21 protein-coding genes are annotated in these 24,954 nt (G+C 73.5%); 10 read left to right on the forward strand and 11 right to left on the reverse strand.

What is annotated here, in order from left to right:
- Positions 1-96 precede the first annotated feature (96 nt).
- A complete protein-coding gene (locus KBY19_RS02960; protein ID WP_307842696.1) occupies positions 97-1,419 on the reverse strand; it encodes an AMP-binding protein in 1,323 nt (440 codons plus the stop codon).
- A gap of 798 nt (positions 1,420-2,217) precedes the next feature.
- Between KBY19_RS02960 and KBY19_RS02965 the strand changes: the two genes are divergently transcribed.
- Positions 2,218-4,446, forward strand: a complete 2,229-nt coding sequence (locus KBY19_RS02965; RefSeq protein ID WP_099882219.1) for an AAA family ATPase — start codon at positions 2,218-2,220, stop codon at positions 4,444-4,446.
- A gap of 63 nt (positions 4,447-4,509) precedes the next feature.
- Positions 4,510-5,496, forward strand: coding sequence for a serine/threonine dehydratase (locus KBY19_RS02970; RefSeq protein ID WP_210965081.1), 987 nt, complete (start codon positions 4,510-4,512; stop codon positions 5,494-5,496).
- A gap of 52 nt (positions 5,497-5,548) precedes the next feature.
- On the opposite strand, the gene KBY19_RS02975 is transcribed toward KBY19_RS02970, so the two are convergent.
- Both KBY19_RS02975 and KBY19_RS02980 read right to left on the reverse strand, forming a co-directional pair.
- A complete protein-coding gene (locus KBY19_RS02975; protein WP_210965082.1) occupies positions 5,549-5,728 on the reverse strand; it encodes a hypothetical protein in 180 nt (59 codons plus the stop codon).
- Between the two features lie 160 nt (positions 5,729-5,888).
- Entirely contained in the window at positions 5,889-7,103 is a 1,215-nt protein-coding gene (locus tag KBY19_RS02980) for a helix-turn-helix transcriptional regulator (RefSeq protein ID WP_307843426.1), read from the reverse strand.
- A gap of 214 nt (positions 7,104-7,317) precedes the next feature.
- Between KBY19_RS02980 and KBY19_RS02985 the strand changes: the two genes are divergently transcribed.
- On the forward strand, positions 7,318-7,665 hold the full coding sequence (locus KBY19_RS02985) for a hypothetical protein (protein ID WP_210965083.1): 348 nt from the start codon (positions 7,318-7,320) through the stop codon (positions 7,663-7,665).
- A 45-nt stretch (positions 7,666-7,710) separates the two neighbouring features.
- On the opposite strand, the gene KBY19_RS02990 is transcribed toward KBY19_RS02985, so the two are convergent.
- Entirely contained in the window at positions 7,711-9,762 is a 2,052-nt protein-coding gene (locus tag KBY19_RS02990) for a bifunctional aldolase/short-chain dehydrogenase (protein ID WP_210965084.1), read from the reverse strand.
- A gap of 154 nt (positions 9,763-9,916) precedes the next feature.
- Positions 9,917-10,300, reverse strand: coding sequence for a helix-turn-helix transcriptional regulator (locus KBY19_RS02995; RefSeq protein ID WP_099882229.1), 384 nt, complete (start codon positions 10,298-10,300; stop codon positions 9,917-9,919).
- Positions 10,301-10,478: 178 nt separating this feature from the next.
- Here KBY19_RS02995 and KBY19_RS03000 point away from each other — a divergent pair, with 178 nt between their 5' ends.
- Complete coding sequence (locus KBY19_RS03000) at positions 10,479-11,774, forward strand: MFS transporter (RefSeq protein ID WP_099882231.1); 1,296 nt, start codon at positions 10,479-10,481, stop codon at positions 11,772-11,774.
- An 11-nt stretch (positions 11,775-11,785) separates the two neighbouring features.
- On the opposite strand, the gene KBY19_RS03005 is transcribed toward KBY19_RS03000, so the two are convergent.
- Positions 11,786-12,490, reverse strand: a complete 705-nt coding sequence (locus tag KBY19_RS03005; protein WP_185017368.1) for a copper homeostasis protein CutC — start codon at positions 12,488-12,490, stop codon at positions 11,786-11,788.
- A 67-nt stretch (positions 12,491-12,557) separates the two neighbouring features.
- Here KBY19_RS03005 and KBY19_RS03010 point away from each other — a divergent pair, with 67 nt between their 5' ends.
- Positions 12,558-13,430, forward strand: coding sequence for a hypothetical protein (locus KBY19_RS03010; protein ID WP_210965085.1), 873 nt, complete (start codon positions 12,558-12,560; stop codon positions 13,428-13,430).
- 87 nt (positions 13,431-13,517) lie between these two features.
- Positions 13,518-14,858, forward strand: a complete 1,341-nt coding sequence (locus tag KBY19_RS03015) for a Cmx/CmrA family chloramphenicol efflux MFS transporter (RefSeq protein WP_185017370.1) — start codon at positions 13,518-13,520, stop codon at positions 14,856-14,858.
- Positions 14,859-14,863: 5 nt separating this feature from the next.
- Here KBY19_RS03015 and KBY19_RS03020 read toward each other — a convergent pair whose 3' ends face one another.
- Together KBY19_RS03020 and KBY19_RS03025 are read right to left on the reverse strand one after the other, a co-directional pair.
- Positions 14,864-15,121 carry a DUF4031 domain-containing protein gene (locus KBY19_RS03020; protein ID WP_099882239.1) on the reverse strand — a complete coding sequence of 86 codons (258 nt, stop codon included), beginning with the start codon at positions 15,119-15,121 and terminating at the stop codon, positions 14,864-14,866.
- 28 nt (positions 15,122-15,149) lie between these two features.
- A complete protein-coding gene (locus KBY19_RS03025; RefSeq protein ID WP_099882241.1) occupies positions 15,150-15,557 on the reverse strand; it encodes a hypothetical protein in 408 nt (135 codons plus the stop codon).
- A 192-nt stretch (positions 15,558-15,749) separates the two neighbouring features.
- Between KBY19_RS03025 and KBY19_RS03030 the strand changes: the two genes are divergently transcribed.
- The 3 genes from KBY19_RS03030 (at position 15,750) to KBY19_RS03040 (ending at position 19,726) form a co-directional block, all read left to right on the forward strand.
- A complete protein-coding gene (locus KBY19_RS03030) occupies positions 15,750-16,766 on the forward strand; it encodes a MurR/RpiR family transcriptional regulator (protein WP_185017372.1) in 1,017 nt (338 codons plus the stop codon).
- Between the two features lie 189 nt (positions 16,767-16,955).
- Positions 16,956-18,047, forward strand: coding sequence for an N-acetylmuramic acid 6-phosphate etherase (murQ, locus tag KBY19_RS03035; protein WP_247690544.1), 1,092 nt, complete (start codon positions 16,956-16,958; stop codon positions 18,045-18,047).
- 68 nt (positions 18,048-18,115) lie between these two features.
- Positions 18,116-19,726 (forward strand): PTS transporter subunit EIIC, encoded by a 1,611-nt coding sequence (locus tag KBY19_RS03040; RefSeq protein ID WP_210957283.1) that lies wholly within the window; start codon positions 18,116-18,118, stop codon positions 19,724-19,726.
- A 121-nt stretch (positions 19,727-19,847) separates the two neighbouring features.
- On the opposite strand, the gene KBY19_RS03045 is transcribed toward KBY19_RS03040, so the two are convergent.
- Both KBY19_RS03045 and KBY19_RS03050 read right to left on the reverse strand, forming a co-directional pair.
- Positions 19,848-21,122 (reverse strand): MFS transporter, encoded by a 1,275-nt coding sequence (locus KBY19_RS03045; RefSeq protein ID WP_210965086.1) that lies wholly within the window; start codon positions 21,120-21,122, stop codon positions 19,848-19,850.
- Positions 21,123-21,249: 127 nt separating this feature from the next.
- Entirely contained in the window at positions 21,250-21,846 is a 597-nt protein-coding gene (locus KBY19_RS03050) for a TetR/AcrR family transcriptional regulator (RefSeq protein ID WP_099886591.1), read from the reverse strand.
- Positions 21,847-21,938: 92 nt separating this feature from the next.
- Here KBY19_RS03050 and KBY19_RS03055 point away from each other — a divergent pair, with 92 nt between their 5' ends.
- A complete protein-coding gene (locus KBY19_RS03055; protein WP_210965087.1) occupies positions 21,939-23,237 on the forward strand; it encodes a M20 family metallopeptidase in 1,299 nt (432 codons plus the stop codon).
- On the opposite strand, the gene KBY19_RS03060 is transcribed toward KBY19_RS03055, so the two are convergent.
- Positions 23,176-24,873, reverse strand: coding sequence for an isocitrate lyase/phosphoenolpyruvate mutase family protein (locus KBY19_RS03060; protein ID WP_185017382.1), 1,698 nt, complete (start codon positions 24,871-24,873; stop codon positions 23,176-23,178). The genes KBY19_RS03055 and KBY19_RS03060 overlap by 62 nt on opposite strands.
- Positions 24,874-24,954 lie beyond the last annotated feature (81 nt).

The following is a 24,954-nucleotide window of genomic DNA, read 5'->3' on the forward strand; positions in this document are numbered from 1 at the left end:
GGGGCGCGGGGAACTGCGCGGGCAACCTGGGGGCACCTCCCGGCCGGAGGCTGGGGGAGGACCCGCAGACCGCACTCGGCGGTGAGGGGCACCCCCTCAGCGGCCCTCCGAGGGCCACGTCTTCGGTGGCTTCATGGCGACGCGGCCGTCCGGGTTGATCGTCGCCGTCTCACCCGTCCGCAGCCAGCCCTCGTGCAGCGGCGCTGGGTTATCGCCGTCCTCGACGTACGAGGCGGTGATCCACGGGCCGCGCAGCAGCAGCTCGCCCTGGGACTGGCCGTCCCAGGGCAGCGGCGTCAGATCGGGGCCCGTGACGCCGTACTCGACCGAGGCGGGGAAACGGTAGTGGCCGGACTCCGGGCGGGCCACACACGCCGGGGAGAGCGTCTCCGGCGCTCCCCAGGCCGCCGCCGTGCTGATGCCGTGCCGCCAGCCCAGCTCCTGCGCCAGCAGCGGGCCGCCGGGCTCCTCACCGGGACCGCCCACCACGACGGCCTCCCGCAGCGAGGAGAGGTCTCTGGGGTGGGCCGCCAGCTCCTCCAGCACGCCGTCCCACACGGCCGGGTCGGCGACGGCGAGAGTGGGGCGCTCCCGTTCGGCCATCTCGGCGAGCGGCGCCGGCTGGTCGTAGGTGCCGGGCAGCAGCAGCGAGGCGCCGCCGGCGAACGCGGCGTACGGCAGCCCCCAGGCGAGCATCCGGGACATCGGGACGACGGGCAGCACCAGGTCGTCCTCCCCGATGCCGTAGGCCTGCGGGGTCTGCGCCTGGAGTGCGTGCAGGTAGAGCGCCCGGTGGCTGTAGGCGACGCCGCGCGGGGCCGTGCCGTCGGCGGAGGCGGCGTGGCAGAGCACCGCCGCGTCGCGCTCGTCGATCTCGGGCCAGTCGTAGCTCTTGCGGCGGTCGGTGATCAGCTCCTCGTAGTCGTGCACCTCGGCGCCGTAGGCGGTGCCGCCGCTGACGACGGCGGCGGACTCGCTGCCGCCCGCGACGATCACATGCCGCAGATGGCCGAGGCGGGGCAGTACGGAGGCGAGGGGCGCGAGCCCGGTCGGGTCGGTGATCAGCACCTGCGCCCCGCCGCGCACCGCTGCCGCGACGAGCTGGTCGGCCGGGAGCCACGGGTCGAGCGTGTGCAGGACGGCGCCCATGGAGGGGACGGCCAGATACGCCTCCAGGTGGTCGGCGGTGTTGGCCATGAGCGTGGCGACGGTGTCCCCGGCCGCCACCCCGAAGTCGTCGTGGAGCGCACCGGCGAGCTGGACGGCACGGACGCCCGTGTCGAAGAACGTGCGGCGGTCGGGTTCCGCCCCGCCCGCCGTTCCCGCCCAGGTGGTCACCTGGGAGGTCCCGTGTGTGAACGCCCCGTGTACCAGGAGCCGGGTCACGGTCAGCGGGATGTCCTGCATTGTGCTTCGCACACCGGCCTCCTCGGGCCTCTTCACACTCTGGTCGGCGGCCGTCCCGACGCCTGTCGGCGGAATGCCTGTCGGCGGGAAGCCTGACGGCGGGTGCCTGTGGGCGGGACCGGCCGGGTGGGTAGCCGGATTGTCGACCTGGTCGTCCCTGTTGATTCTTGCCCCGGAGGCGCGCGGTGTCAGCGGGACGTGGCGGTGCGACACGGGCGCGTATGCCGTCGGCGGGACGGCGGCGCGGGGGCGTGCGGGACGCGGGTTCGCGGCGTGCGCGGGCCCGGGGGGCGCGGCGCCGCTGCCAGTCACCCGTGCCGCCTCCTCGCCCCGGGAGGACGGACCGTCCCGGATCGCCGTTGATTGCCGCCGGGCGTCGACCTTAATCGAGTCACCGCCCGTACATCGAACGCGCACCGCTCGGAACCGGTTGCCGGAGGACCGGGGCCGGACCCGCCCCGGGAGGCGGTGCGGGTCCTGGAAGGCGCCCGGCAGCCCCGCTCCAGGCCCCCGCAGCCAAGCCGTGCGGCCCGGAAAAACCGCTCGCCCGCCCCACGGGAGGGGGCTACAATCCCCGACTTGCCCCCTCGCCGCCCGTCCCGGCGCGAGGCGCCCGCCGCACGGAAACCGGCCGGGCCCGTTCGTAGACCTGTACGTAGATCTGCGTAGACCTGTCGAGCTGTCCGCCCGCACCCGCGTGCTGCGCACCGGCGTCCGCATCTCCGCCCGCTCCGGATGCCGCATGCCTGGATGCCGTGCGCGGGCTGTACGGCGTGCAGGTGCCCGTAGCGCCTTTCCGGAGGAAGCCTGGTGACCACCCGCTCCGCACCCGAACCGACCGATCAGCCCTCCCCCGGCGACGACCCCCTCGCGCGCGAGCGGGCCCATCTGGCTGCCTCGCGCGCCGCGCTGCGGGCCATGCGGGCCGACGCCGAAGCCCTCGACATCCGCGACGTGACCGCGAACTGGGTCAACGCCGAGGTGCTCGCCTCCGGTATCGAGGCCCGTATCGCCTCGCTCGCCGATCTCGCACACGCACCGCTGTTCTTCGGCCGCCTCGACTACGCCGAAGCGCTCGGCGGCGAGGACGGCGACGGCGGGAAGGCGGACGGAGGCGGAGGCGGGCACTCGTTCTACATCGGCCGGCGGCACGTCCACGACACGGACGGCGACCCCATGGTCATCGACTGGCGCGCCCCCGTCTCGCAACCGTTCTACCAGGCCTCCCCCAAGGACCCGCAGGGAGTGACGCTGCGGCGCCGCTTCGGATACACGGGCGGCGAACTGACCGCCTACGAGGACGAGCGGCTGACCGGAGACGGAGTCGACTCCGCCGTCGGCGGTGCGGGGGCACCGCCGAACCGGCGGCGCACCAGCGCACTGCTCCAGGCCGAGATCGAGCGACCGCGCGTCGGCCCCATGCGGGACATCGTGGCGACCATCCAGCCCGAGCAGGACGAGATCGTCCGCGCCGGGATCGACGGCACCGTGTGTGTGCAGGGCGCGCCCGGGACGGGCAAGACGGCGGTCGGTCTGCACCGGGTGGCCTACCTGTTGTACGCGCACCGGGAGCGGCTGACCCGGACGGGCGCCCTGGTCATCGGCCCCAACGACTCCTTCCTGCGCTACATCGAGCAAGTGCTGCCCGCGCTGGGCGAGGTGGCGGTGCGGCAGACGACCGTCGAGGGGCTGGTGGCACGGCCCGACGTACCCGTACGGGCGGTGGATGCGGCGGAGGCCGCCCGGATCAAGGGCGACGCCCGGATGGCGCAGGTGCTGCGCCGCGCGGTGCGCTCGGGGGTGCGCCCGCTGCCGGACGAGCCGTGTGTGGTGGTGCGCGGCTCCCGGCGATGGCGCGTCCCCGCGTACGAGATCGAAGAGCTGGTGCGGGAGTTGCTGGCGCGCGACATGCGGTACGGAGCCGCACGTGCGGCGCTGCCGCAGCGGATCGCCCATGCCGTGCTGGTGCGGATGGAACAGGCCGGAGAGGCGCCCGACGACCGGGTGCAGGAGGCCGTGGCCCGCAGCGCCGCGGTGAAGGCCGTGGTGCGTCAGGTGTGGCCTGCCGTCGACCCGGCGAAGCTGGTGCTGCGGCTGCTGTCCGACGCGGAGTTCCTGGCCGAGCAGGCCGAGGGGGTGCTCAGCCCCCAGGAGCAGCGGACGATCCTGTGGGAGAAGGCGCCGCGCGGGGTCAAGAGCGCCAAGTGGTCGGCCGCCGACGCGGTGCTGGTGGACGAGGCCGCCGACCTGGTGGAGCGCACCGGCTCCCTCGGACACGTGGTGCTGGACGAGGCGCAGGACCTGTCCGCCATGCAGTACCGGGCGGTGGGGCGGCGCTGTTCGACGGGCTCCGCGACGGTGCTGGGCGACCTGGCGCAGGGCACCACACCGTGGGCCACCGAGAGCTGGGACGCCGCCCTTGAGCACCTGGGGAAGCCGGGCGCCGTGGTGGAGGAGCTGACGGAGGGGTTCCGGGTGCCGCGGGAGGTGATCGCCTACGCATCGCGGCTGTTGCCCGCCATCGCACCGGGACTGCGGCCGGCGACCTCCGTGCGGGAGTCGCCGGGGGACTTCGCCGTCCGGCGGGTTCCGGCACCCGCCGCAGGGGCCTCGCCGACCGACACAGCGCCCGACCGGCTCGACCGGACGGTGGTCGGCGCATGCCGGGAGGCCCTGGAGCGGGAGGGGTCGGTGGGGCTGATCGCCGCCGACTCGCGGATCGGCGCGCTGCGGGCGGCGCTGGACGCCGCGGGGCTCGACTGTCTGTCGCCCGGCGAGGAGACCAGCGTCGACGCGCGGCTGACGCTGGTACCGGCCACGCTGGCGAAGGGGCTGGAGTACGACCACGTGGTGCTGGACGAACCCGCCGCGATCGTGGCCGGAGAGCCGGACGAGCGGACGGGGCTGCGACGGCTGTACGTCTCACTGACCCGGGCGGTCTCCGGACTCGTCGTCGTGCACGCCGAGCCTCTTCCGGGGGCGCTGTCGGCGGACGGGTTGACGGAGCAACGGGGCGGTCGGTGCGAGGCCGTAACGTAGCCGTAACGTAGATGTTTGTCCCTTCACATCCGAGCACGTCCGAGCACGTCCAGGAGTCGCGCCGTGCACCATCTTTCTTACGGAGATGTCAAGACCGCCGCCGATCGGGTTGCCGACGGCGTTCGTCCTGTCGCGGTTGCGCGCGCGGACGTCGGTGCCACTCCGGAGTACGAACTGTTCTTCGCACTGGAGTTCATGCAGCACACCGGAAGCTTCAAGGTGCGGGGCGCGCTCAATTTCCTCCTCGCGCACCGGGAGCGCGGAGAACTCCCCGACGCGGGCGTCACCATCGCCTCCGGCGGCAACGCGGGGCTCGCCTGCGCGTGGGCCGCACGCGATCTGGGCGTGCCCGCGACCGTCTTCCTGCCGGAGACCGCACCCCAGACGAAGGGCGACCGGCTGCACTCGTACGGGGCGGAGGTGCGGCTGGTCGGTACGGAGTACGCGGAGGCCGCCACGGCGTGCGAGGCGTTCGCGGCCGACACCGGGGCGTTGGCCTCGCACGCGTACGACCACCCGCTCATCGCGGCCGGGGCCGGGACGTTGGTGGAGGAGATCCGGTCGCAGGTGCCGCTGGTCGACACCGTGGTGGTGTCGGTGGGGGGCGGCGGACTGTTCGCGGGAGTCGCCGCAGCCGCACAGCATCACGGGATCCGGGTGGTGGCCGTCGAGCCGGAGCGCTGCCGCGCGCTGAACGCGGCGCTGGAGGCCGGGCGCGTGGTCGACGTACCGGTCGACTCCGTGGCCGCCGACGCGTTGGGCGCCCGGCGGGCCTCCCCGATGGCCCTGGCGGCGGCGGGCAACCGGAACGTGCGGTCGGTACTGGTGAAGGACGAGGCCGTCCTCTCGGCACGGCGGGAGCTGTGGGAGCGCTACCGGCTCGCGGTGGAGAACGCGGCGGCCACCGCGGTCGCCGCCGTCGAGCCGGCACCGGGCACCGGCGACAGCACGGCTCGCCGGGAGAGCGCCCCCTATGCGCCCTCCGCCGGTGAGCGGGTGGTCGTGGTGTTGTGCGGCGCCAACGCGAACCCGGGCGAACTCGGATCCTGACGGCCGCCCCCATGGTGCCCACCGCCCGGGCGGCCTCCGCCGGGAGCGCCACCTAGCCCCGGCTCTCCGCGATCCGCAGCGCGTGCGCGAGGGCGGGCAGCACCCTCGCGAGCGCCAGCCGCAGCGCGAGGGCGCCTGCCGCGGGCTCCCCCAGCACGGAGTGCGCCTCCGAGAGGGCCTTGTGCGCGGCGGCCAGTTGGCGCTCCTCCGCCCGGTCCGCGAACGTCGCCACCACCCCTTCGGGGCCCCGGACAGATAGCACGGCTTACCCACGTCACTCACCCACGGCAGCAGCCGCATGTCTTCGTGCTTGTCCATAGCGGGACCGTAGAAGGGGCACGCTGCGGGAAAGGGCACAGTTTGTGCCCCCTGGCACCGCCTGGTTCGTCCGCTCAGGCGGTCAGGACTCCTACCCGGGTGGCGAGCTCACCGGCACGGCGGCGGCGGGTCGGGCTCTTGGCAGCGGTCTCCTCCAGGAGGATGCGCCGGGCGTAGCCGTTGTAGCGGACGGTCTCCGGGGCGGCGTCGTAGGCCTGGGTCAGGGCGGTGAGGGATTCGTCGAGGCGGCCGTCGAGTTGGTAGGCGCGGGCGCGTTCGACGTGATGGCGGGCCTGACGGGGCCGGGACGGCAGGCCGAGAGTGTCGGCGGCGTGCGCCTGGCGCGCGCTCTCCCCGCCCATGTGCAGTTCGACCGCGACGGTCACGGCATGGGCGCCCATGACGGCACGGGAGAAGGACGTCACCGGGTGGAAGTAGTCGGCGGGAAGTCGCCGGGCCACGGCGTGGGCCGTGTCCCAGTGGTGCCAGGCGGTGCCGGTCTCGCCGCGGCGCGCAGCCGTGTATCCGGCCTCGAAGCGGAGAGCACCGGCGATGGCGCGTACGTCGTCGTCCGCGTCGGGCAGCAGCGGCCCCAAGTGCCGCAGCGTGGCGTGGGTGACCGCGTCCGCGGCGTCGAAGTGGGCGTGCCCGCTGTCCCGGTGGGCCTGCGTCGCCAGCCACGCGGCGACCCCGATCGCATGCGGGTCCTCGGACTCCTGTGCCGCCACCATGCCGCGCTCCACGGCACGCCACAACAGCGCGGAGTCGGGCTGGTAGGCGAGGAAGAACTGGCTGAGGGCGTACGTCTCGGCCAGCACCGATTGCGCGGCGCGGCGCTGGGGAGCGGTGTCCGCCTGGAGCACGGCGAGTTGGGCGTCCTCGATCAGCCCCGGGAGCAGCGCGCCGAGCACGTCGCGGTGGTGCGGAGCCGCGTGTCGTGCCGCCCACGCCCGGGCCAGGCCCTCGCGCAAGTACGCCACACCGGGGGCCTCGCGGCTCCGCGCGCTGAAGGGGAAGGCGTCGATGGCTGCCCGCACCTCGGGCAGGCGGCGGTGCCCCGGGCCGGTGAACAAGGCTGTGGGCACGGTGCCCTCACCGGTCAGCTCGGCCAGGTCACCCACGCGCAGCACTTCGGCGATACGCAGCACCACGGGCAGCTTGGGCATCTGCAGCCGCCCGCCTTCGATCTGCTTCACCCAGCTCGTGGACCGCCCCAGCAGCCCGGCCAGCACCTCCCGGCTCATCCCGCGCCGCACCCGCAGCACGCGGACCCGCTGTCCGAACGCCACCGGCTCGGTCTCACAACTCCCGCCCACCGCACCCACCCCTCTCAGCCGACCTCTCGTTCCAGCCTAGAGACTGCCTGCCCGGCACCGGGGCCGTCCGAACAACGTGCGAACGGGCGGGGCGCGGGCTGATCAAGGGTGAGGGGTTCGTAGAGGCGGTGGGCGCGACTGGGACCGACCGTGCTACGCAGCGGCGCATGCCGCTATCGTGCCGGGCATGAGCGCCCCGGGCAGCAACGACTACGAGCGGCTCCAGCAGGACATGCTGCGGATGCGGACCTCCTCCCCGGCCGATCGGAGGGCTTTCCTCCGGCAGCAGAGGAACACCCCGCGCAACGCCCGGACGGTCACCATGCTGGTCGCGGTGGTGTATCTGGTCGGGGGGATCGGTCAGACGGTCAAGGGGGCGACGGAGCACCAGTCGGCTCTCGTCATCGCCGTCACCGTGGCCGCCACGGCATTGGCGGGCGTCATGTTCGAGCTGGGGCGGCGCGGTCGGACGCGGCTGGCCTTCGCCACCTTCGTCGTCGGGATGATCGTCCTCTCGTTCGTCGGGGCCCTCTGACGCGCGCGGGGCCTTGCCCCTTCGCCGGGGCCCGGCCCCGGGCCGTCAGCGAAGGAACGCCGCGGCGACGCCCGCGTCCACCGGCACGTGCAGACCGGTCGTATGGGTCAGGTCGCCGCCCGTGAGGGCGAAGACGGCGGCGGCGACATGTTCGGGCAGGACCTCGCGCTTGAGCAGGGTGCGCTGGGCGTAGAACTCGCCCAGTTTCTCCTCCTCCACGCCGTAGACGGCGGCGCGTTGGGCGCCCCAGCCGCCGGCGAAGATGCCGGAGCCGCGGACGACGCCGTCCGGGTTGACGCCGTTGACGCGGATGCCGTGTTCGCCCAGTTCGGCGGCGAGCAGGCGGACCTGGTGCGCCTGGTCCGCCTTGGTGGCGGAGTAGGCGATGTTGTGGGGGCCGGCGAAGACCGCGTTCTTGGAGGCGATGTAGACGATGTCGCCGCCCAGTTCCTGCGCCCGCATGAGCCGCGCGGCCTCGCGGGAGACGAGGAAGGAGCCGCGGGCCATGATGTCGTGCTGGAGGTCCCAGTCGGCGGCCGTGGTCTCCAGCAAGGGCTTGGAGCGGGAGATGCCCGCGTTGTTGACGACGAGGTCGGCGCCGCCGAAGGCGAGTGCCGCCGCGGCGAAGGCGGCCTCGATCTGCCGCTCGTCGGTGACGTCGACGGTGACGGGGACGGCCTTGTCCGGCCCGCCCAACTCGTCGGCGACGGCTGCCGCCTCGGGCCCGGCGCGGTCCGCGACCACCACGCAGGCGCCCTCCGCCGACAGCCGCCGGGCGATGGCCTTGCCGATACCGGAGGCGGCCCCGGTCACCAGCGCGATCCGCCCGGCCAGCGGCTTGGGCGGCGGCATGCGCCGCAGCTTGGCCTCCTCCAGCGCCCAGTACTCGATGCGGAACTTCTCGGACTCCTCGATGGGCGCGTACGTCGAGACGGCTTCGGCGCCCCGCATCACGTTGACGGCGTTCAGATAGAACTCGCCCGCCACGCGGGCCGTCTGCTTGTCCTTGCCGAAGGAGAACATGCCGACGCCGGGCACGAGGACGATGGCGGGGTCGGCGCCGCGCATCGGGGGCGTGTCGGCGGTGGCGTGCCGGGTGTAGTAGGCGGCGTACTCCTCGCGGTAGGCGGCGTGCAGCTCGCGCAGCCGGTCGATCACCTCGTCGAGGGGGGCGGTGGCGGGCAGGTCGAGGACGAGGGGGCGGACCTTGGTGCGCAGGAAGTGGTCCGGGCAGGAGGTGCCGAGCGCGGCGAGCCTGGGGTGCTCGGCGCGGGAGAGGAAGTCGAGCACGGGCTCGGTGTCGGTGAAGTGGCCGACCTGGCGCAGGTCGGTGGAGGCGAGCCCGCGCAGTACGGGCGCCAACGCGGCGGCGCGCTCCCGGCGTTCGGCCTCGGGCAGCGGCCGGTAGCCGTCGCCGAGGAGCGGTCCGAAGGGTTCCGGCGTGCCGCGCCGGGCCAGGAACTCCTCCGCCGTCCGGATCATCCACAGGGAGTTGCGCTCGCACTCCTCGGAGGTGTCGCCCCAGGCGGTGATGCCGTGGCCGCCGAGCACGACGCCGACCGCCTGCGGGTTGGCGTCCTTGACGGCGGCGATGTCGAGCCCGAGCTGGAATCCGGGGCGCCGCCAGGGCACCCAGACGACGGTGTCGCCGAAGCACTCGCCGGTCAGCTTCTCGCCGTCGGCCGCGCAGGCGAGGGCGATCCCGGAGTCGGGGTGCAGATGGTCGACGTGTGCCGCGTCCAGCAGGCCGTGCATGGCGGTGTCGATGGACGGCGCCGCGCCGCCCTTGCCGTGCAGGCAGTAGTCGAACGCGCCGACCATCTCGTCCTCGCGCTCGACTCCGGGGTAGGTGGCGGTGAGCGCGCGCAGCCGGTCCAGGCGGAGGACGGCCAGCCCGTCCTCGGTCAGGGTGCCCAGGTCGCCGCCCGATCCCTTGACCCACATCAGCTCGGCGGGCTGTCCGGTGACCGGGTCGGTGGCGCTGCCCTTGGCCGAGGCGTTGCCGCCCGCGTAGTTGGTGTTGCGCGGGTCGGCGCCGAGGGTGTGGGCGCGGTCGAGGAGGGCGGCCACGGCGGGGTGGCGGGACGAGGAGGGCATGCGCTTCCTTCGGTGGCGGGCGGCGGCGACGGAACACCTCGTGAAACGGTCCGTGAAGCGGGTCGTGAAACTGTGCGGGAAACTGTGCGTGAAACGATTCAAACGGCAAGCAGCAAGCTAGAGGGGGCCGTTGAGGCTGTCAACGGCGCCGGGTCTACTCGCAGGCCGGGGTCCAGTCGGCGATCAGCGCGAGAAGGCCGGGGAAGCGGGCTTCCAGATCCTCGATGCGGACCTGGTTGCGGCGGGAGGGGCCGTACTGGCGCTGCCGGACGAGGCCGGCCTCGCGCAGGGTGCGGAAGTGGTGGGTGAGCGAGGACTTGGGGCGGTCCAGCTCGAACCAGGTGCAGGTGTGGTCGAAGTCGACCGCCTCCAGCAGGAGCTTGCGCACCACGCCGATCCGCAGCGGATCGCTGAGCGCCGCCATCACCGCCTCCAGCCGGATCTCGTCCCGCGCGGGCTCGGGCAGCGGCTCGGGCAGCTGTGCACCGGGTGGGGGCGGCGGGATGCGGAAGTCCCGGGTGAGGGCCGCGTCACTCATCAGGTGGCCTCCTTCGACGGCGGGCGGGCGCCGGAGCCGCACTCGCGGTGCGGTACGACGCGAACGGGAGTAGTACGAGTTGCATCGTACTACTCACCACTGGTACGAATTCTCTCGTACTACTTGTACGAGTCCACTCGTACACCCTTCGTGCCCTCCCCTGCCCAGGAGCTCCCGTATGCCCACGCCCTCCCCGCGCTGGATGTGGCTGGCCGCCTGGCCCGTCGTCGCCGTACTCGCGCTGTCCAACGAACCCGCGCCGCTCTACGTCCTGTGGCAGGACCGGATCGGCTTCTCCGCCGCCACCCTGACGGCGATCTACGCCTTCTACATCGCCGGACTCCTCGGCACCCTCACCATCGCGGGCACCCTCTCCGACCGCTTCGGCCGCAAGCCGGTACTGCTGCCCGGACTGGCACTCGGCCTGCTCGCCTCCGCGATGTTCGCGACCGCGCACTCGGTGCCCGTGCTCCTCGCCGCCCGACTGCTGAGCGGTATCGCGGTCGGCGCCTTCCTCTCCGCCGGAATGGCAGCGGTCTCCGACCTCGCGGACCGTACGCAGAAGCGAACCGCCGGGCTCATCGCCTCGTCCTCGATGGTCGGCGGCGCCGCCGTCGGGCCGCTGCTGGCGGGCCTGCTGTCCGAGCTGGCGCCGGGGCCCTCGGTGACCGTCTTCCTGCTCCAGCTCGGGCTGCTGCTGGCCGCGCTCGTGGTCGTCCTGCGGATGCCGCTGCCGCGCCGGGCACCCGGAGCCGCCCCCGCCGCCCCGCAGCGCTGGATACGCATCCCGTCAGCGCCGCGCGCCAACCGGCGTCAGCTCCTGCTCGGCCTCGCCGTCTTCGCCCCCGCCATCGCGGCCACCGGATTCGTGCTGTCCCTGGGCCCCACCCTGCTCGCCGACCTGCTGCACACCAGCAGCCGGATACTCTCCGGCGCGACCATCTTCGTCCTGTTCGCCGCCGCGACGGCGATCCAGTTCGCCGCACGGGGACTGCGGGTGAGGACCGACCTGCTGACGGGCGCCGCACTGACCGTGGCGAGCATGGTCACGCTCGTGCTCGCGGTCCGCACCACCTCGGTCACCGCGCTCGTCACCTCGGCCGTGCTCGCCGGGCTCGGCCAGGGCCTGACCCAGCTCGGTGCCCTGACCATGCTCAGCTCCAACGTCCCCGCCGGGCGCCTCGCCGAGGCCAACGCGGCCCTGACCGCGGGCGGCTACCTGCTGGCCGGCGCCCTCCCGGTGGCCGCGGGCGCGCTCAGCGACGTCACCTCGCTCAACACCGCCACCGCCCTGTTCGGCGCGACGGTCGCCGCGCTGTCCCTGGCCGGCGCTACGGCGGTGCTGCGCGGGCGGAACGGGACCGGCGGTGGCGACGGTACGCCCGGTGGCGACGGCCCGCGCGGGGTCGTCGTCCGGGCGCGGCACGTGCGGTTGCCTTCGGCGGTGCGGGGTTCGCAGGCCGGGGCCCGCTGAGCGGGGCCGGCTCAGTCCCCGTCCAGGGCCCGGCGCCACGTGCGCACCGCCGCCGGTTCGACCGGGGCGCTCCAGCCCTGAGGGCGGGCCGCGCTGCCGATGTGGAAGGCATCGATGCCCGCGCGGAGCAGCCCCGGTACGTGGTCGAGGGACAGACCGCCGCCGACCAGCAGCCGGGGGGCGTAGCCGGGTTCGCGGGCCGCGGTACGGGTGGCCTCGGTGAGCAGCGTGGCGAAGCCCGCGCCCACCCCGTCCGGCGAGCCCGCGGTGAGGTAGGTGTCCAGGCCGGGCAGCTCCGCGAGCTGCTTGCGGAGAGCGTCCCGGTCGGCGGCCCGGTCGAGGGCGCGGTGGAACGTCCAGCGGCACCCCGGGACGGCGGCGGTGACGGCCTCGATCGCGGGCAGGTCCGCCTGTCCGGCCTCGTCGAGGAAGCCGAGGACGAACTCCTCGGCGCCGGCCGCCCGCAGTGCGGCCCCGCGTGCGCACAACTGCTCGATCCCGGCGTCTCCCCCGGCGCTGAAGCCGTCGGCGAGCCGCAGCATCACCCGAAGGGGGATGTCGACGGCGTCCCGGACGGCGGCGAAGGTCTCCGAGGAAGGGGTGAGCCCGTCGGCGGCCATATCGGTGACCACCTCAAGGCGGTCCGCTCCTCCGGCCTGTGCGGCAGCCGCGTCCTCCGCGCTGAGCGCCACCACCTCGAGAATTGGTCTAGACATGCGCAACAGAGTGCCACACGGCGGGGAGCGCTGGAAGACGGCGCTCCCGTCGGACGACAATTGCCCGATGTCGACAACACAGCCCCCGTCCGACGGCCGACCGGCGGACGGGGCGACGAGTGAGGCGGGCCGGGCGGCCGAGGCGACGCACCGGGCCCTGCTCGAACGCTGGAACGCGCTGCTGATCAGCGCCCGTGACGGCGCCGAAGGACCCGATCCGACCCCGTACGGGGAAGATCTCCTCGGCCGCTGGGCCGAACCCCACCGCCGCTACCACTCCACCGCCCACCTGCGGACCGTTCTCGACCGCCTCGACGAACTGGCCGCGCACCTCGCCCCCGGCGAGCCGGGCGGGCAAGCACCCGCCGCCGAAAGCACCGCATCCGGCGCCGCATCCGGTGCCACGTCCGGCACTGCAGTCGGCGCCGCGTCCGGCACTACAGTCGGCGCCGCGTCCGGCACCGCCCCGGGCCCCGACTTGGTCGCCGACCTGGACGCCGTGCGACTCGCCGCCTGGTTCCACGACGCCGTCTACCGCCCCGACCGCAGCGAGAACGAGGAGCGCAGCGCCCGCCTCGCCGAACGCGCGCTGCCCGAGGCGGGGGTGGCGCAGGCGCGCACCGCCGAGGTGGCACGCCTGGTCCGGCTGACCGTCAGCCACGACCCCGCCCCCGGCGACCTCGACGGCGAACTGCTCTGCGACGCCGACCTCGCCGTCCTGGCGGGCACCCCCGAGCAGTACGCGCACTACGCCGCCGAGATCCGCCAGGAGTACGCCTTCGTCCCCGACGCCGCCTTCCGCGAGGGCCGCAGCAGCGTCCTCCACCAACTCCTCGGCCTGCCGCACCTCTACCGCACCCCGTACGCCCGCACCCACTGGGAGCCCGCGGCCCGCCACAACCTGACCACGGAACTGCGGCTGCTGCAGGCTCAGCCGTAGCTGTGACGAAGTGCTCGGGCAGTGCGACTCGGTGACCGGTCGGACCCGGTGGGAATACCCGGGCGCGGACAGCCGGTTGCGGCAGACATGGCTGGGGATCTCGCACGGGGCGAAGCGGTCGGCGGACGGATTCCGGTCGCCGTGTATGTGCTGGGGCTGTCCGTCTTCGCGCTGGGGACCTCCGAGTTCATGCTCTCGGGCATCCTGCAGCCGCTGGCACGGGATCTGGGGGTGTCGATCCCCCAGGCCGGGCTGCTGGTCTCGGCGTTCGCCGTGGGCATGGTGGTGGGGGCGCCCGTACTGGCCGCGGCGACGCTGAAGTTGCCGCGCCGTACGACGCTGATCGCGCTGCTGGCCGCGTTCGTGCTGGGGCACGTCGTAGGGGCGCTGGCGCCCACGTACCAGGTGCTGTTCGTCTCGCGGATCGTCAGCGCGCTGGCGTGCGCCGGGTTCTGGGCGGTGGGCTCGGCCGTCGCCGTCTCACTGGTGCCGGAGAACGCGCGGGCCCGCGCCATGGCGATCATGGTGGGCGGGCTCGGTGTCGCCAATGTCGCGGGGGTGCCGGCGGGGTCGTTCCTGGGCCAGCAGGCCGGGTGGCGCGCGGCGTTCTGGGCGATCGCGGCGCTGGCGGCCCTCGCGGTGGCCGGCGTACTGGCGTCGGTGCCGGACACCCCCGTGCCGACGGGTGCCCACGCCCCCGACCTCCGGCGGGAGCTGCGGATCTACCGCGACAAGCAGGTGTGGCTCGCGCTGGTGACCATCGCGCTGAACGCGGGTGCCGTCTTCGCGCTCTTCTCCTACCTCGCGCCGCTGCTCACCGAGGTGGCCGGGCTGCCCGAGAGCTGGGTGCCCAGCGTGCTGGCCCTGTTCGGGCTCGGCGGGCTGATCGGCACGGTGATCGGCGGCCGCATCGCGGACGCGCATCTGTTCGGCACGATGTACGGCGGCATCAGCGCTTCGACAGCCGTGCTCACCGCGCTGGCACTGCTGGCCGAGTACCGCTGGGCGGCGATCGCGCTGGCCCTGATGCTCGGCGTCACGGCCTTCACCACCGGCCCCGCGCTGAACGCCCGGATGTTCAACGCCGCCGACGCGGCCCCGACCCTGGCGGGGGCGACGGCCACGGCCTCGTTCAACATCGGCAACACGGTGGGCCCCTGGGTGGGCGGCCTGGCCATCTCCGCCGGGTGGGGGTACGCGGCGGTCGCCTGGGTCGGCGCTGCCATGGCGGCGGCCGCCGTGCTGACGACGGCCGTCTCCTCCCGGGTGCACGCCCGCTCCCGGCTCGTCACCGCGTCCGCCGGGCCGGGGCTGCGCTCTGTTCCCGCCGCGACGGCGTCCACCGTGACGGGGCCTGCCGCGACGTCGCCCACCGCGACGGACGTGACCGGCGGTGCCGGGGCGGGCCTGCGCCGCCCCAGGGGCTGACGCGGTCAGCGCTTGCGGCGGCGCAGGCCCGCGTTCGTCAGGTGGCCGAGCAGTTCCTTGGAGCCGACCGGGACCGCTCCGGCCTCCACCGCGGTGTCGTACAGCGTCGAGGGCACGTCGTAGTGGTCCCCGTCGAAGGCCCGCGGCGGGCACCCGATGCCCGCCGCGAACGCGTGGAGTTCCTCGTACGAGACATCGCTCACCAGGTGCGACCACAGGCGGCCGTGCCCCGGCCAGATCGGCGGATCGATGTAGACGGTCACCTGGAGGGCTCCGCCCGGTGCCCCGCGCTCACAGCTTGCCGCTCAGATAGCCGACCCGGGCCACCACCGTGGAGGTCTTGCCGCACACCCAGTGCGGCTCGACACCGAGCTCGGGTTCGACATCGAGCGCGTGCGGATCGGAGCCGACGCACACGGGGCAGACGGGCCAGCGTCCGTACCGCTCCAGCAGCGAGTCCTGCACGTCCTGCGCCACCAGGCCGTCGACGAATGCCACCCCCTCCGGCCACTGCCCGACCCACCAGCGCCGGTGGGTGACCGCCTCCTCGACCAGCGAGACGATGTCGGCCTGCGCGACGTCGCTGGCCTCCAGATCAGCGAGGATCAGGGCGCGGGCCGCGTGCAGCGCCCGCTCCAAGGCGTCCTGACGGTCCTCGTCGCCGGGACCCGGGTCGGATGCGGATTCCTTCGGTGCCATACCTCCATTGCACCACTGCGCTCCCGGCCGGCTCACAGCTCACACCGGCGGACACCGGCGGACACCGACTCGCCGACCCGGTGGACCGGCGCGCGGATTCGGGACTCGGCTCGCGGACTCGGGGCCGGACTCGCGGACCGGCGCGCCGCGGCGGGCATTGACGGGTAACCGATACGAAAATATCTTTCAGCTGTGAGCAGTGACCTGAAGGAAAATTTCGCCTTCCGTCCGGGTCGTCGGACGCCAGGGCCGGGCGCCCAGCCCCCGGCCCCCCGCTCAGCGGGCGAGACCGGCGACAGCACCCCCGCCTCCCGGACCGCCAACCGCCCGGGGCCCACCGCACTCGCGGCCAAGGTCCGCACCATGGCGCCGTCGATGACCCGTTCGATGCAACGCGTCGCCGAAGCCGTCGCCGGCGACCCGGCGGGCTGCGCCCAACTCACCGTCACGGGGCTCGCCGAGCGCACGGGCACCAGTGAGGCCACCGTGGTGCGCACCTCCCGGCTCCTCGGCTATCCCGGCTACCGCGACCTGAGGCTCGCGCTCGCGGGGCTCGCCGCACAGCAGGAGTCGGGTGCGGCCCCCGCGGTGACGGCCGACATCGTCGTCGACGACCCCATTGCCGACGTCGTGGCCAAACTGGCCGCCGACGAGCAGCAGACCCTCGCGGACACCGCGGCCGGGCTCGACGTCGCGCAGGTCGAGGCGGCTGTCGCCGCGATGGCGTCGGCCCGGCGCATCGATGTGTACGGCGTCGGCGCCTCGGGGCTCGTCAGCCAGGACCTGGCGCAGAAGCTGCTGCGCATCGGCATGGTGGCGCACAGCCATGTGGACCCCCACCTGGCCGTCACCAACGCCGTCCAGCTGCGGGCGGGCGATGTCGCGCTCGCCATCACCCATTCGGGGCGGACGGTGGACGTCATAGAACCGCTCCGGGTCGCCTTCGACCAGGGTGCGACGACCATCGCGATCACCGGCCGCCCGGACGGCGAGGTCGCCCAGTACGCCGACCACGTACTGACGACCTCCACGGCACGCGAGAGCGAGCTGCGACCGGCGGCGATGTCCAGCAGGACGAGCCAGCTCCTCGTGGTGGACTGCCTGTTCATAGGGGTGGCCCAGCGCACGTACGAGACGGCGGCGCCCGCGCTGTCCGCCTCCTACGAAGCGCTGGCGCACCGCCACTCCCCCAGGCCGCGCACCCGCTGAGCCCCCGGCCGACCGGCCACCCGACCGGTCGGCCCCCGGCCACGGCGCGCCCGTCGCGACGTCCCCTCGCCGACGGCGACGCATCCGCCGAAGGCCCCGCCGAGCGCGCCGTGACGCCACACCGGCCGCACGTGCCGCGTCACGGCCCACCGGATCCCGCCGCCCTGAGCCACAGAAAGCGCTCTTCCCATGACCACCTCACAGCCCGCCACCTCACAGCCCACCACCTCACAGCCCGGTACCGCGCAGGCCCGTACCGCCAAGGCCGGCACCGCGCAGACCGGTACCGCGCAGCCGCACGGTTCCGGCCATGACCAGCTGCGCCAGCAGTTGGACACGCTCACCACCGAGGCGTTCCGCAGCGAGCTGGCCGAGATCGACCAGCTGCCCACGCTCGACATCGCGAAGATCATGAACGGCGAGGACAGCACCGTCCCCGGCGCCGTCGCCGCCCGGCTGCCCGAGATCGCGGCGGCGATCGACGCCATCGCGGAGCGGATGGCGCGCGGCGGCCGGCTCCTCTACGCCGGGGCGGGCACGGCCGGGCGGATGGGGGTGCTGGACGCCAGCGAGTGCCCACCCACCTTCAACACGGCTCCCGGCCAGGTCACCGGGGTGATCGCGGGCGGCCCCGGCGCGATGGTGAACTCGGTCGAGGGCGCCGAGGACCGTGCCGAGGCCGCTGCGGCCGACCTGGCCGCGCTCGGCCTGGGGGCTGACGACACGGTGGTCGGCATCTCCGCGTCCGGCCGTACGCCCTTCGCCGTCGGCGCCGTCGAGTACGCGCGCTCCCGCGGGGCGCTCACGGTGGGACTGGCCTGCAACGAGGGATCGGCACTCGCCGCCGCCGCCGAACACGGCATCGAGGTCGTCGTCGGACCCGAGCTGCTGACCGGCTCCACCCGGCTCAAGGCCGGTACGGCGCAGAAGCTCGTACTCAACATGCTCTCCACCATCACCATGATCCGGCTCGGCAAGACCTACGGGAATCTGATGGTGGACCTGCGCGCCTCGAACGAGAAGCTGCGGGCCCGCTCACGGCGCATCGTCTCGCTGGCGACCGGCGCGCCGGACGAGGAGATCGAGGCGGCACTGGCGGCCACCGACGGCGAGGTCAAGGCGGCGATCCTCACCGTCCTCGGCGGAGTCGACGGCCCGACGGCGCAGCGGCTGCTCGCCGACTCGCACGGCCATCTGCGCGCGGCGCTGCGGTCCGCCATCGACACACCCAGCAGCGCACCCGGCGGTACGCCCGGTGGCACACCCGGCGGGGTCGCGTAGGCACAGCAGCACCACCCACCCCCACAGCAACCGCACCATGGCACCACTCAAAGAAGAGCGACCGCACCATGAGCACAGACAGCACCAAGGCAAAGCCTGAGGGCAACTCCGACAGACAGCTCGCCGAGGCGATCCTCCCCCTGGTGGGGGGCGCCGCGAACGTCACCTCCGTCAGCCACTGCATGACGCGGATGCGGCTCGGCCTCGCCGACCGCTCCCGCGTCCAGGACGAGCCCCTCAAGGCTCTTCCCGGTGTGCTGGGCGTGGTGGAGGACGACACGTACCAGATCGTGCTCGGGCCGGGCAAAGTCGCCCGGATCACACCCGAGTTCGAGGCGCTGGTCGAGGCGGAGGCCGAGGCGGCACGGGACCGGGCCACAGCCCAGGTCGCCGTCGGGCAGACCGCCGGTGACCCCGCCGGAGCGCCCAGGACGGCCGACGAGCTGGCGGCCGAGGGCGCGGCGATCCGCGCCGCCCGCAAGGAGAGGAACGCGACACCGGTGAAGCTGATGCTGCGCCGTGTCGCCAACATCTTCGTACCGCTCATCCCCGCACTGATCGGCTGCGGCATCGTCGCGGGCATCAACGGCCTGTTCACCAACGCGGGCTGGCTCCCGTCGCTCACCCCCGCGCTGGCGGCGATCGCGAGCGGCTTCATGTCGCTGATCGCGGTCTTCGTCGGGCTGAACACCGCCAAGGAGTTCGGCGGCACCCCGGTACTGGGCGGCGCCGCGGCAGCCGTCATCGTCTTCCCCGGGGTCGCGGACGTCTCGGCGTTCGGTCAGAAGCTGGCCCCCGGGCAGGGCGGTGTGCTGGGCGCACTGTTCGCCGCGCTGCTGGCGGTCTACGTGGAGAAGGCCTGCCGCCGCCTCGTACCGTCCGCCGTCGACGTACTCGTCACGCCCACCGTGACGGTGCTGGTCGCCGGACTGGTCACGCTGTTCGGACTGATGTACGTGTGCGGCGAGATCGCCACCGGCATCGGACACCTCGCCGACTGGCTGCTCCAGCACGGCGGAGCAGCGGCCGGATTCGTACTGGGCGGACTCTTCCTGCCCCTGGTGATGCTGGGACTGCACCAGGCCCTCATCCCCATCCACACCACACTGATCGAGCAGAGCGGCTACACCGTGCTGCTGCCCATCCTCGCGATGGCCGGCGCCGGCCAGGTCGGCGCGGCGGTCGCCATCTACCTGCGGCTGCGCCGCAACACCTCGATCCGCAAGACCATCCGCTCCGCGCTCCCCGCCGGCTTCCTCGGCGTGGGCGAACCGCTGATCTACGGCGTCTCACTGCCGTTGGGCCGCCCCTTCATCACGGCGTGTGTGGGCGGTGCCTTCGGCGGCGGGGTCGTGGGCCTCTTCTACCAACTGGGCACCTCGGTCGGCTCCACCGCCATCGGCCCCTCCGGCTGGGCGCTCTTCCCCCTGCTCAAGGGCGACCAAGGGCTGGGTGCCATCGCCGCGATCTACGGCCTGGGGCTGGCCGCCGGATATCTGGTCGGCTTCGTGGCGACCTACTTCTTCGGCTTCAGCAAGCAGATGCTGAGCGAGCTGAACGCGCCGACGGAGACCGAGGCCGCAGTCGGCAAGGGCACCTCTCCCGAGCCGCCGCACCCCGGGAGCCCGGAGCCCAGTCCGGCCCCCGCTCCCGCGGGCGGCCCCGGTTCACTCGTATGAGCTGAGCACCGCGTGGCAGTCCCCGGTCGTGCCGGGGGCTGCCACACGGCTCCGGGCACGGCCGGTCGACGCGACCCGGGCGCGGCCGGTCGGCAAGGCTCCGCCCCGGCCGCCCCCGGGCTCAGCCGACCCTCGCCGCGGAGCGGCTCGTCTCCTCGCCCGCTCCCTCGCCCGCCTCCGCGACCTCCGCGACCGCCGCGACCGGGGCGCTGCCTGCCGGCCGGTCGGGGACCGGCTGCCGCACCGGGCGGCGACCGCTCCGCAGGTCCGGTAGCAGGCTGACGACGCCCAGCGCGGCCATGCCCACCCCGATCCACACCGGGGAGACCAGCCCGAAGTGCGGGATGGCGAGGCCACCGAGCGCGGAGCCGATGATGATGCCGAGCGTGATGAAGGACGAGTGGACGGTGTTGACCAGCGGACCGGTGTTGCCCGCACGCTGGACGCGAGCGGCCATGGCCGGGTTCATGGTGACGCCGACCAGTCCGATGGCCAGCATGCAGACGACGGCGCCGACGGGTGCCTCGGCCAGCAGGGCGAAGGCGGCGAGGAAGATCCCGAGGCTGATCAGCCCGGTCAGCAGGACCGCGAGGGTGTGCCGGTCGGCGAGGCGGCCGACGATCGCATTGCCGATCAGGTTGGCGGCACCGTACGCCACGAGCAGCAGCGGCACGCTGCCGGTCGAGAAGCCGGAGATCTCGGTCAGGATCGGGTTGAAGTAGCTGAACGCCGAGAATGTCGCCCCGATCACCAGGGTGCTGGTGGCCAGCACCAGCCACAGCTTCGGATTGCGGAAGACGCCCAGTTCCCGGCGCAGACCGCCGCCCGCGCCGCTCCCGCTGCCCTGCCGTTCGATGTTCGGCGCCCATACCAGCGTGGCCGCGGCGGCCAGCAGGGTCATCACGGTGACGGCCCAGAACGCGGCGCGCCAGCCGTACCGTTCGCCGATGAAGGTGGACAGCGGCAGTCCCAGAAGCGTGCCGAGCATCAGACCGTTGAGCGCCACGGACACGGCACGCCCGGCCAGTTCCGGCCGGACCAGCCGCACGCTGAGGGAGATCGACGTGCCCAGGAACGCGGCGGAGGCGGTCCCGGCGACGACCCGTGCGACGAGCATCACCGCGTAGCTGGAGGCGGTGGCGGCCAGGACATTGCCGATCAGGAAGATCCCGAACAGCAGCAGCAGCGCCTGCTTGGGCCGCAGTCGAAGCACCCCGGCGGCGAGGAACGGCCCGCCGACGGTCATCGCGGCGGCGAACGCGGTGACCAGGTAGCCGACCTGTGAAACGGTGACGTCCAGCCCGTCCCCGATCTGCGGCATCAGCCCCGCCACCAGGAACTCGCTGGTGACCATGGAGAAGATCCCCGCGGCCATGAGATAGACGGTCAGTGGCATCCGTGCTCCCCGAGTACGTCCGATGGTGCGCCCACCGGTTGTGATGGATGGATCCGTTATGGATGGATCAGTACAAAACTTGCCCAGCAAAGAGCCGCAGGAGCACGCACCCCCGCGGCTGTCGGTGTCAGCGCCGAAGCGCGCTCACCGCCGTGGCGGCGATCCCCTTCAGCGCCGGGCGGTCCGCACCACCCTGCGCGGAGACCCGCATACCGCCGATGACGGCGTTCACAAACCGGGCGAGCGCCTCCGGCTCACGGTCGGCAGTGATCTCGCCGGCCCGCTGCCCCGCCTCGATCGCGGCCCGCAGCGCGTCGAGCCGCACCCGTAGATCCCGGGTCAGCACCCGGTCGACCTCCGGGTCCCGCGTCGCCAGCTCCACCGTGGTGTTGACGGACAGACAGCCGATGCTCCGCCCCGCACGCCGCTGCTCGAATTCCTGCTCGATGATCCTCCCGAACAGCGCCTCGATCCGCTCCAGCGCGGACCGCTCGACATCCTCCAGAATCTCCAGCTGTTGCGCGGTCATGGCATCGACGTACCGGGTCAACGCCCGCTGGAACAGGTCGTGTTTGCTGCTGAAGGTGTTGTAGATGCTGCTGCGCCCCAGACCGGTCGCCTCGCACAGGTCCTGGGTCGAGGTGGCTTCGTACCCCTTCTCCCAGAAAGCGCGCATCGCCGCGTCCAGGGCCCGCTCCTCGTCGAACAGTCTCGGCCGGGCCATGCGCAGCACAGTAGCACGGTTATGGACTCAGCGTTCCAATACATTGCGGGCAATCGGGAGCGGCGGATCCGCTGCCGCGCCACCATATGCGCATGAGCGACGAGAATCGGCAGGTCACCGAGGCAGCTGCGGACTCCCAGGGGCATACGGAATCCGTGGTGCGGCTCGCCCAGGAGCTGATCCGACACCCCAGCCGGGCCGGACTCGACAACTACGGCCCTGTCCTGCGCGTGGTGGAGGAGTGGCTGTCCGCCCAGGGCCTGCCCCATCGCCGTCTGTACGGTGGCACAGGTGGCGCAGGTGGCACAGGTGCCGCCGATGCCGCCGACAGCGACGCCGGGAAGCCCGCAGGGCTGCTCGTGGAGCTGCCCGGGGGCCGGCCGGGCCCCTGGTGGACACTCGACGCCTGCCTGGACACCGCCCCGTACGGCGACGAGCACGCCTGGTCCTTCCCACCTGCCTGCGGCGACGTCGCCGACGGCTGGCTGCTGGGACGCGGCGCCGCCGACTCCAAGCTCGCCGCGGCCATGTTCTGCCACCTCGCCGCCGACCTGCTGCCCCGTACCGACACCCTGCGCGGCGGGCTCGCCTTGCTGTTGGACGTCGACGAACACACCGGCCGCTTCGGCGGCGCCCGCGCCTACCTCGCCGACCCCACCGCCGCCCGCCCGGCCGGAGTGATGATCGGCTACCCCGGAGCGACCGAGGTGGTGGTCGGCGGTCGCGGCCTGTGGCGGGCCACCCTCGCCGTACACGCCCCCGCCGGACACTCCGGATCACGCCGGAAGGTGGTCGGTGCGATCTCCCGCGCCGCCCACCTCGTACGCCTCCTCGACGCGGCGCAACTGCCCACCGCCGACGCCGACCCACACTTCCCACTGCCACCGAAGCTGTCCGTGACCTCCTTCCACGGCGGCCACGGCTTCTCCGTGACACCCGACCTGTGCGAAGTGAACGTCGACGTACGCACCACCCCCGGCTTCGCCGCCCACGACGCCGAAACCCTCGTCCGCGAGACCGCCGCCCGCCTGGACGCGGAACTGCCCGCCCCGCGACCGACGGACATCACCCCCGTGGCCGACTGGCCGCCCTTCCGCCTCACCGAGGACGAGCAGCCCGCCCGCGCACTGCTGCGCGCCGCCACCGACGCCGGGTTCGCCGTACGACCGAAGACCGCGGGACCGTCGAACATCGGCAACCTGCTGGCGGGCGAGGGAATCCCGGCGACCGCCGGCTTCGGGGTGCCCTACGAAGGGCTGCACGGCATCGACGAACGCGCCCACCTGGCCGAACTGCCCCGGGTCTTCGCCGCCTACCGCCAAGCCGTGCTCAGCCTTCTCCAGGCGCACCGAACGCCTGCACCTCGGCGTAGGAGGGAGCCGCGCCGGTGAAGTGCGCGGGGTCCCGGCCGTCCCGTACGGCTCGCGCCACCGCCACCGCCGCACCCAACGCCGAGCGGTAGAGCAGCGAACCGAGACTGACCCGCCGCACACCCAGCCCGGCCAACTCCGACACGGTGGGCCCGGCAGGCGTGTAGAGGATGTTGAGCGGCACGTCGAGACGCGCGGCCAGCGCACCGATCCCCGCCGGATCCGACAGCCCCGGTACGAACACCCCATCCGCACCCGCCTGCTGGTACGCCGCGAGCCGACGCTCCGTCTCGGCCTGCCGACAGCCCAACCAATAGGTGTCGGTACGGGCGTTGACGAACAGCCCGGGCACCGCCGCCTTGATCGCCGCGATCTTCGCCATATGCAGCTCGACGGCGGTGAGAGCGCCGTCGTCGCGCCCGTCCTCGATGTTGATACCGGCCGCACCCGCGGCCCACAACTGCCGAGCCAACTCCGCCACCCGCCCCGGGTCGTCGCTGAAGCCGCCCTCGGCGTCCACGGTGAACAGCAGCCCGCCATCGCCCAGTTGCCGCGCCAGCGCCACCGTGGTCGCGGCGGTGGCAGCCGCCCCGTCCGGCAGCCCGGCCGCGGCGGCAACACCGAGACTCGTGGTGCCCACCGCCTCGAATCCGTCCGCCACCAGAGCAGCCGCCGACGCGTGATCCCACGCGTTGGGCAGGAGCAGCGGCGCGTCCCGGTGGTGCAACCGCGCGAAGGCGGTACGCGGCTCCCGCTCCAAGAGGCCCGCAGCCAGCCCCAGTGCGTGCTCCCGACCGGGGCACTCCCGTGGTGGAGCCCCGAAGGCGAGCGGCACCTCCGAGCCGGGCGGAAGCTGCACCGAGCCACCCGCCGCGCGGGCTGCTCCCCCGGGGCCCACCCGGTCCTCGCGGCTCGCCGCGACGATGTCCAGCACCACCACGTCCCCCTCGGCGATCTCGCGCCCCGCGACCTGGGTCCCGCGAACCGCGACCCGCCGCATCACCCGCACCGGGGGATCGCGACGCAGCGTCTCCGCCAACAGCTCCCCCACCGGCCGGGCGGGAGCCGCGGCCGTCGCCGAAGCCGCCGCTCCAGCTGTTGCGTGGCGTACCAGCGCCGCCGTGGCCTCACACGCCTGCACAAGGAGGCAGATACGGCTCGCGGCCACCTCCAACTCGTCCGCTCCCCCGGCCTCCCCCGCCAGCAGCTCCACCAACTCGGCCACCGCCGCGTCGGCTGCCGGATCCGTACCGCCGAAGTAGACCCCGGCCACCACCGCGACCGCCTCCGCCACCGCCTGCGGCTCCGGCAGCCCCAACGCCTCGGCGAGGGTCCGCACCACCCGGATCCGCACCTCCTCGCCGACCGCCCCCGGCCCCGCCGCCACCGCCCGCCGCAGCTCCGCCGGATCCACGCGGCGCAACTCGGCCTCCACCAGCGCACGGCGCCGCGCATGGCTCTCCCCGGAGCTGAACCGGGACACCGAGGCACGCAGCCAGGCCACCGACGCGCCCCGCCCCGAGCTGTCGCCCGGCTTGAGCAGGGTGTGCCGCCCACGCCCCTCGTCCCCGGGCGGCAGCTCCGGCACCAGGTGCGGGTCGGCAAGCGCGGCCCGTACATCCGCACTTCGGTCGAGCTCGTGCACGGTTCGTGTCATGCTTCGGACGCTAGGCTCCGGACGCTTCGGCTTCGGCCGAAGCGTCCGGAGCACGAGCCGGACCCAACGCGTCCCGCCCCG

It is taken from the genome of Streptomyces sp. B15 (genome assembly GCF_018070605.1).
Classification (GTDB): Bacteria; Actinomycetota; Actinomycetes; order Streptomycetales; family Streptomycetaceae; genus Streptomyces; species Streptomyces smyrnaeus.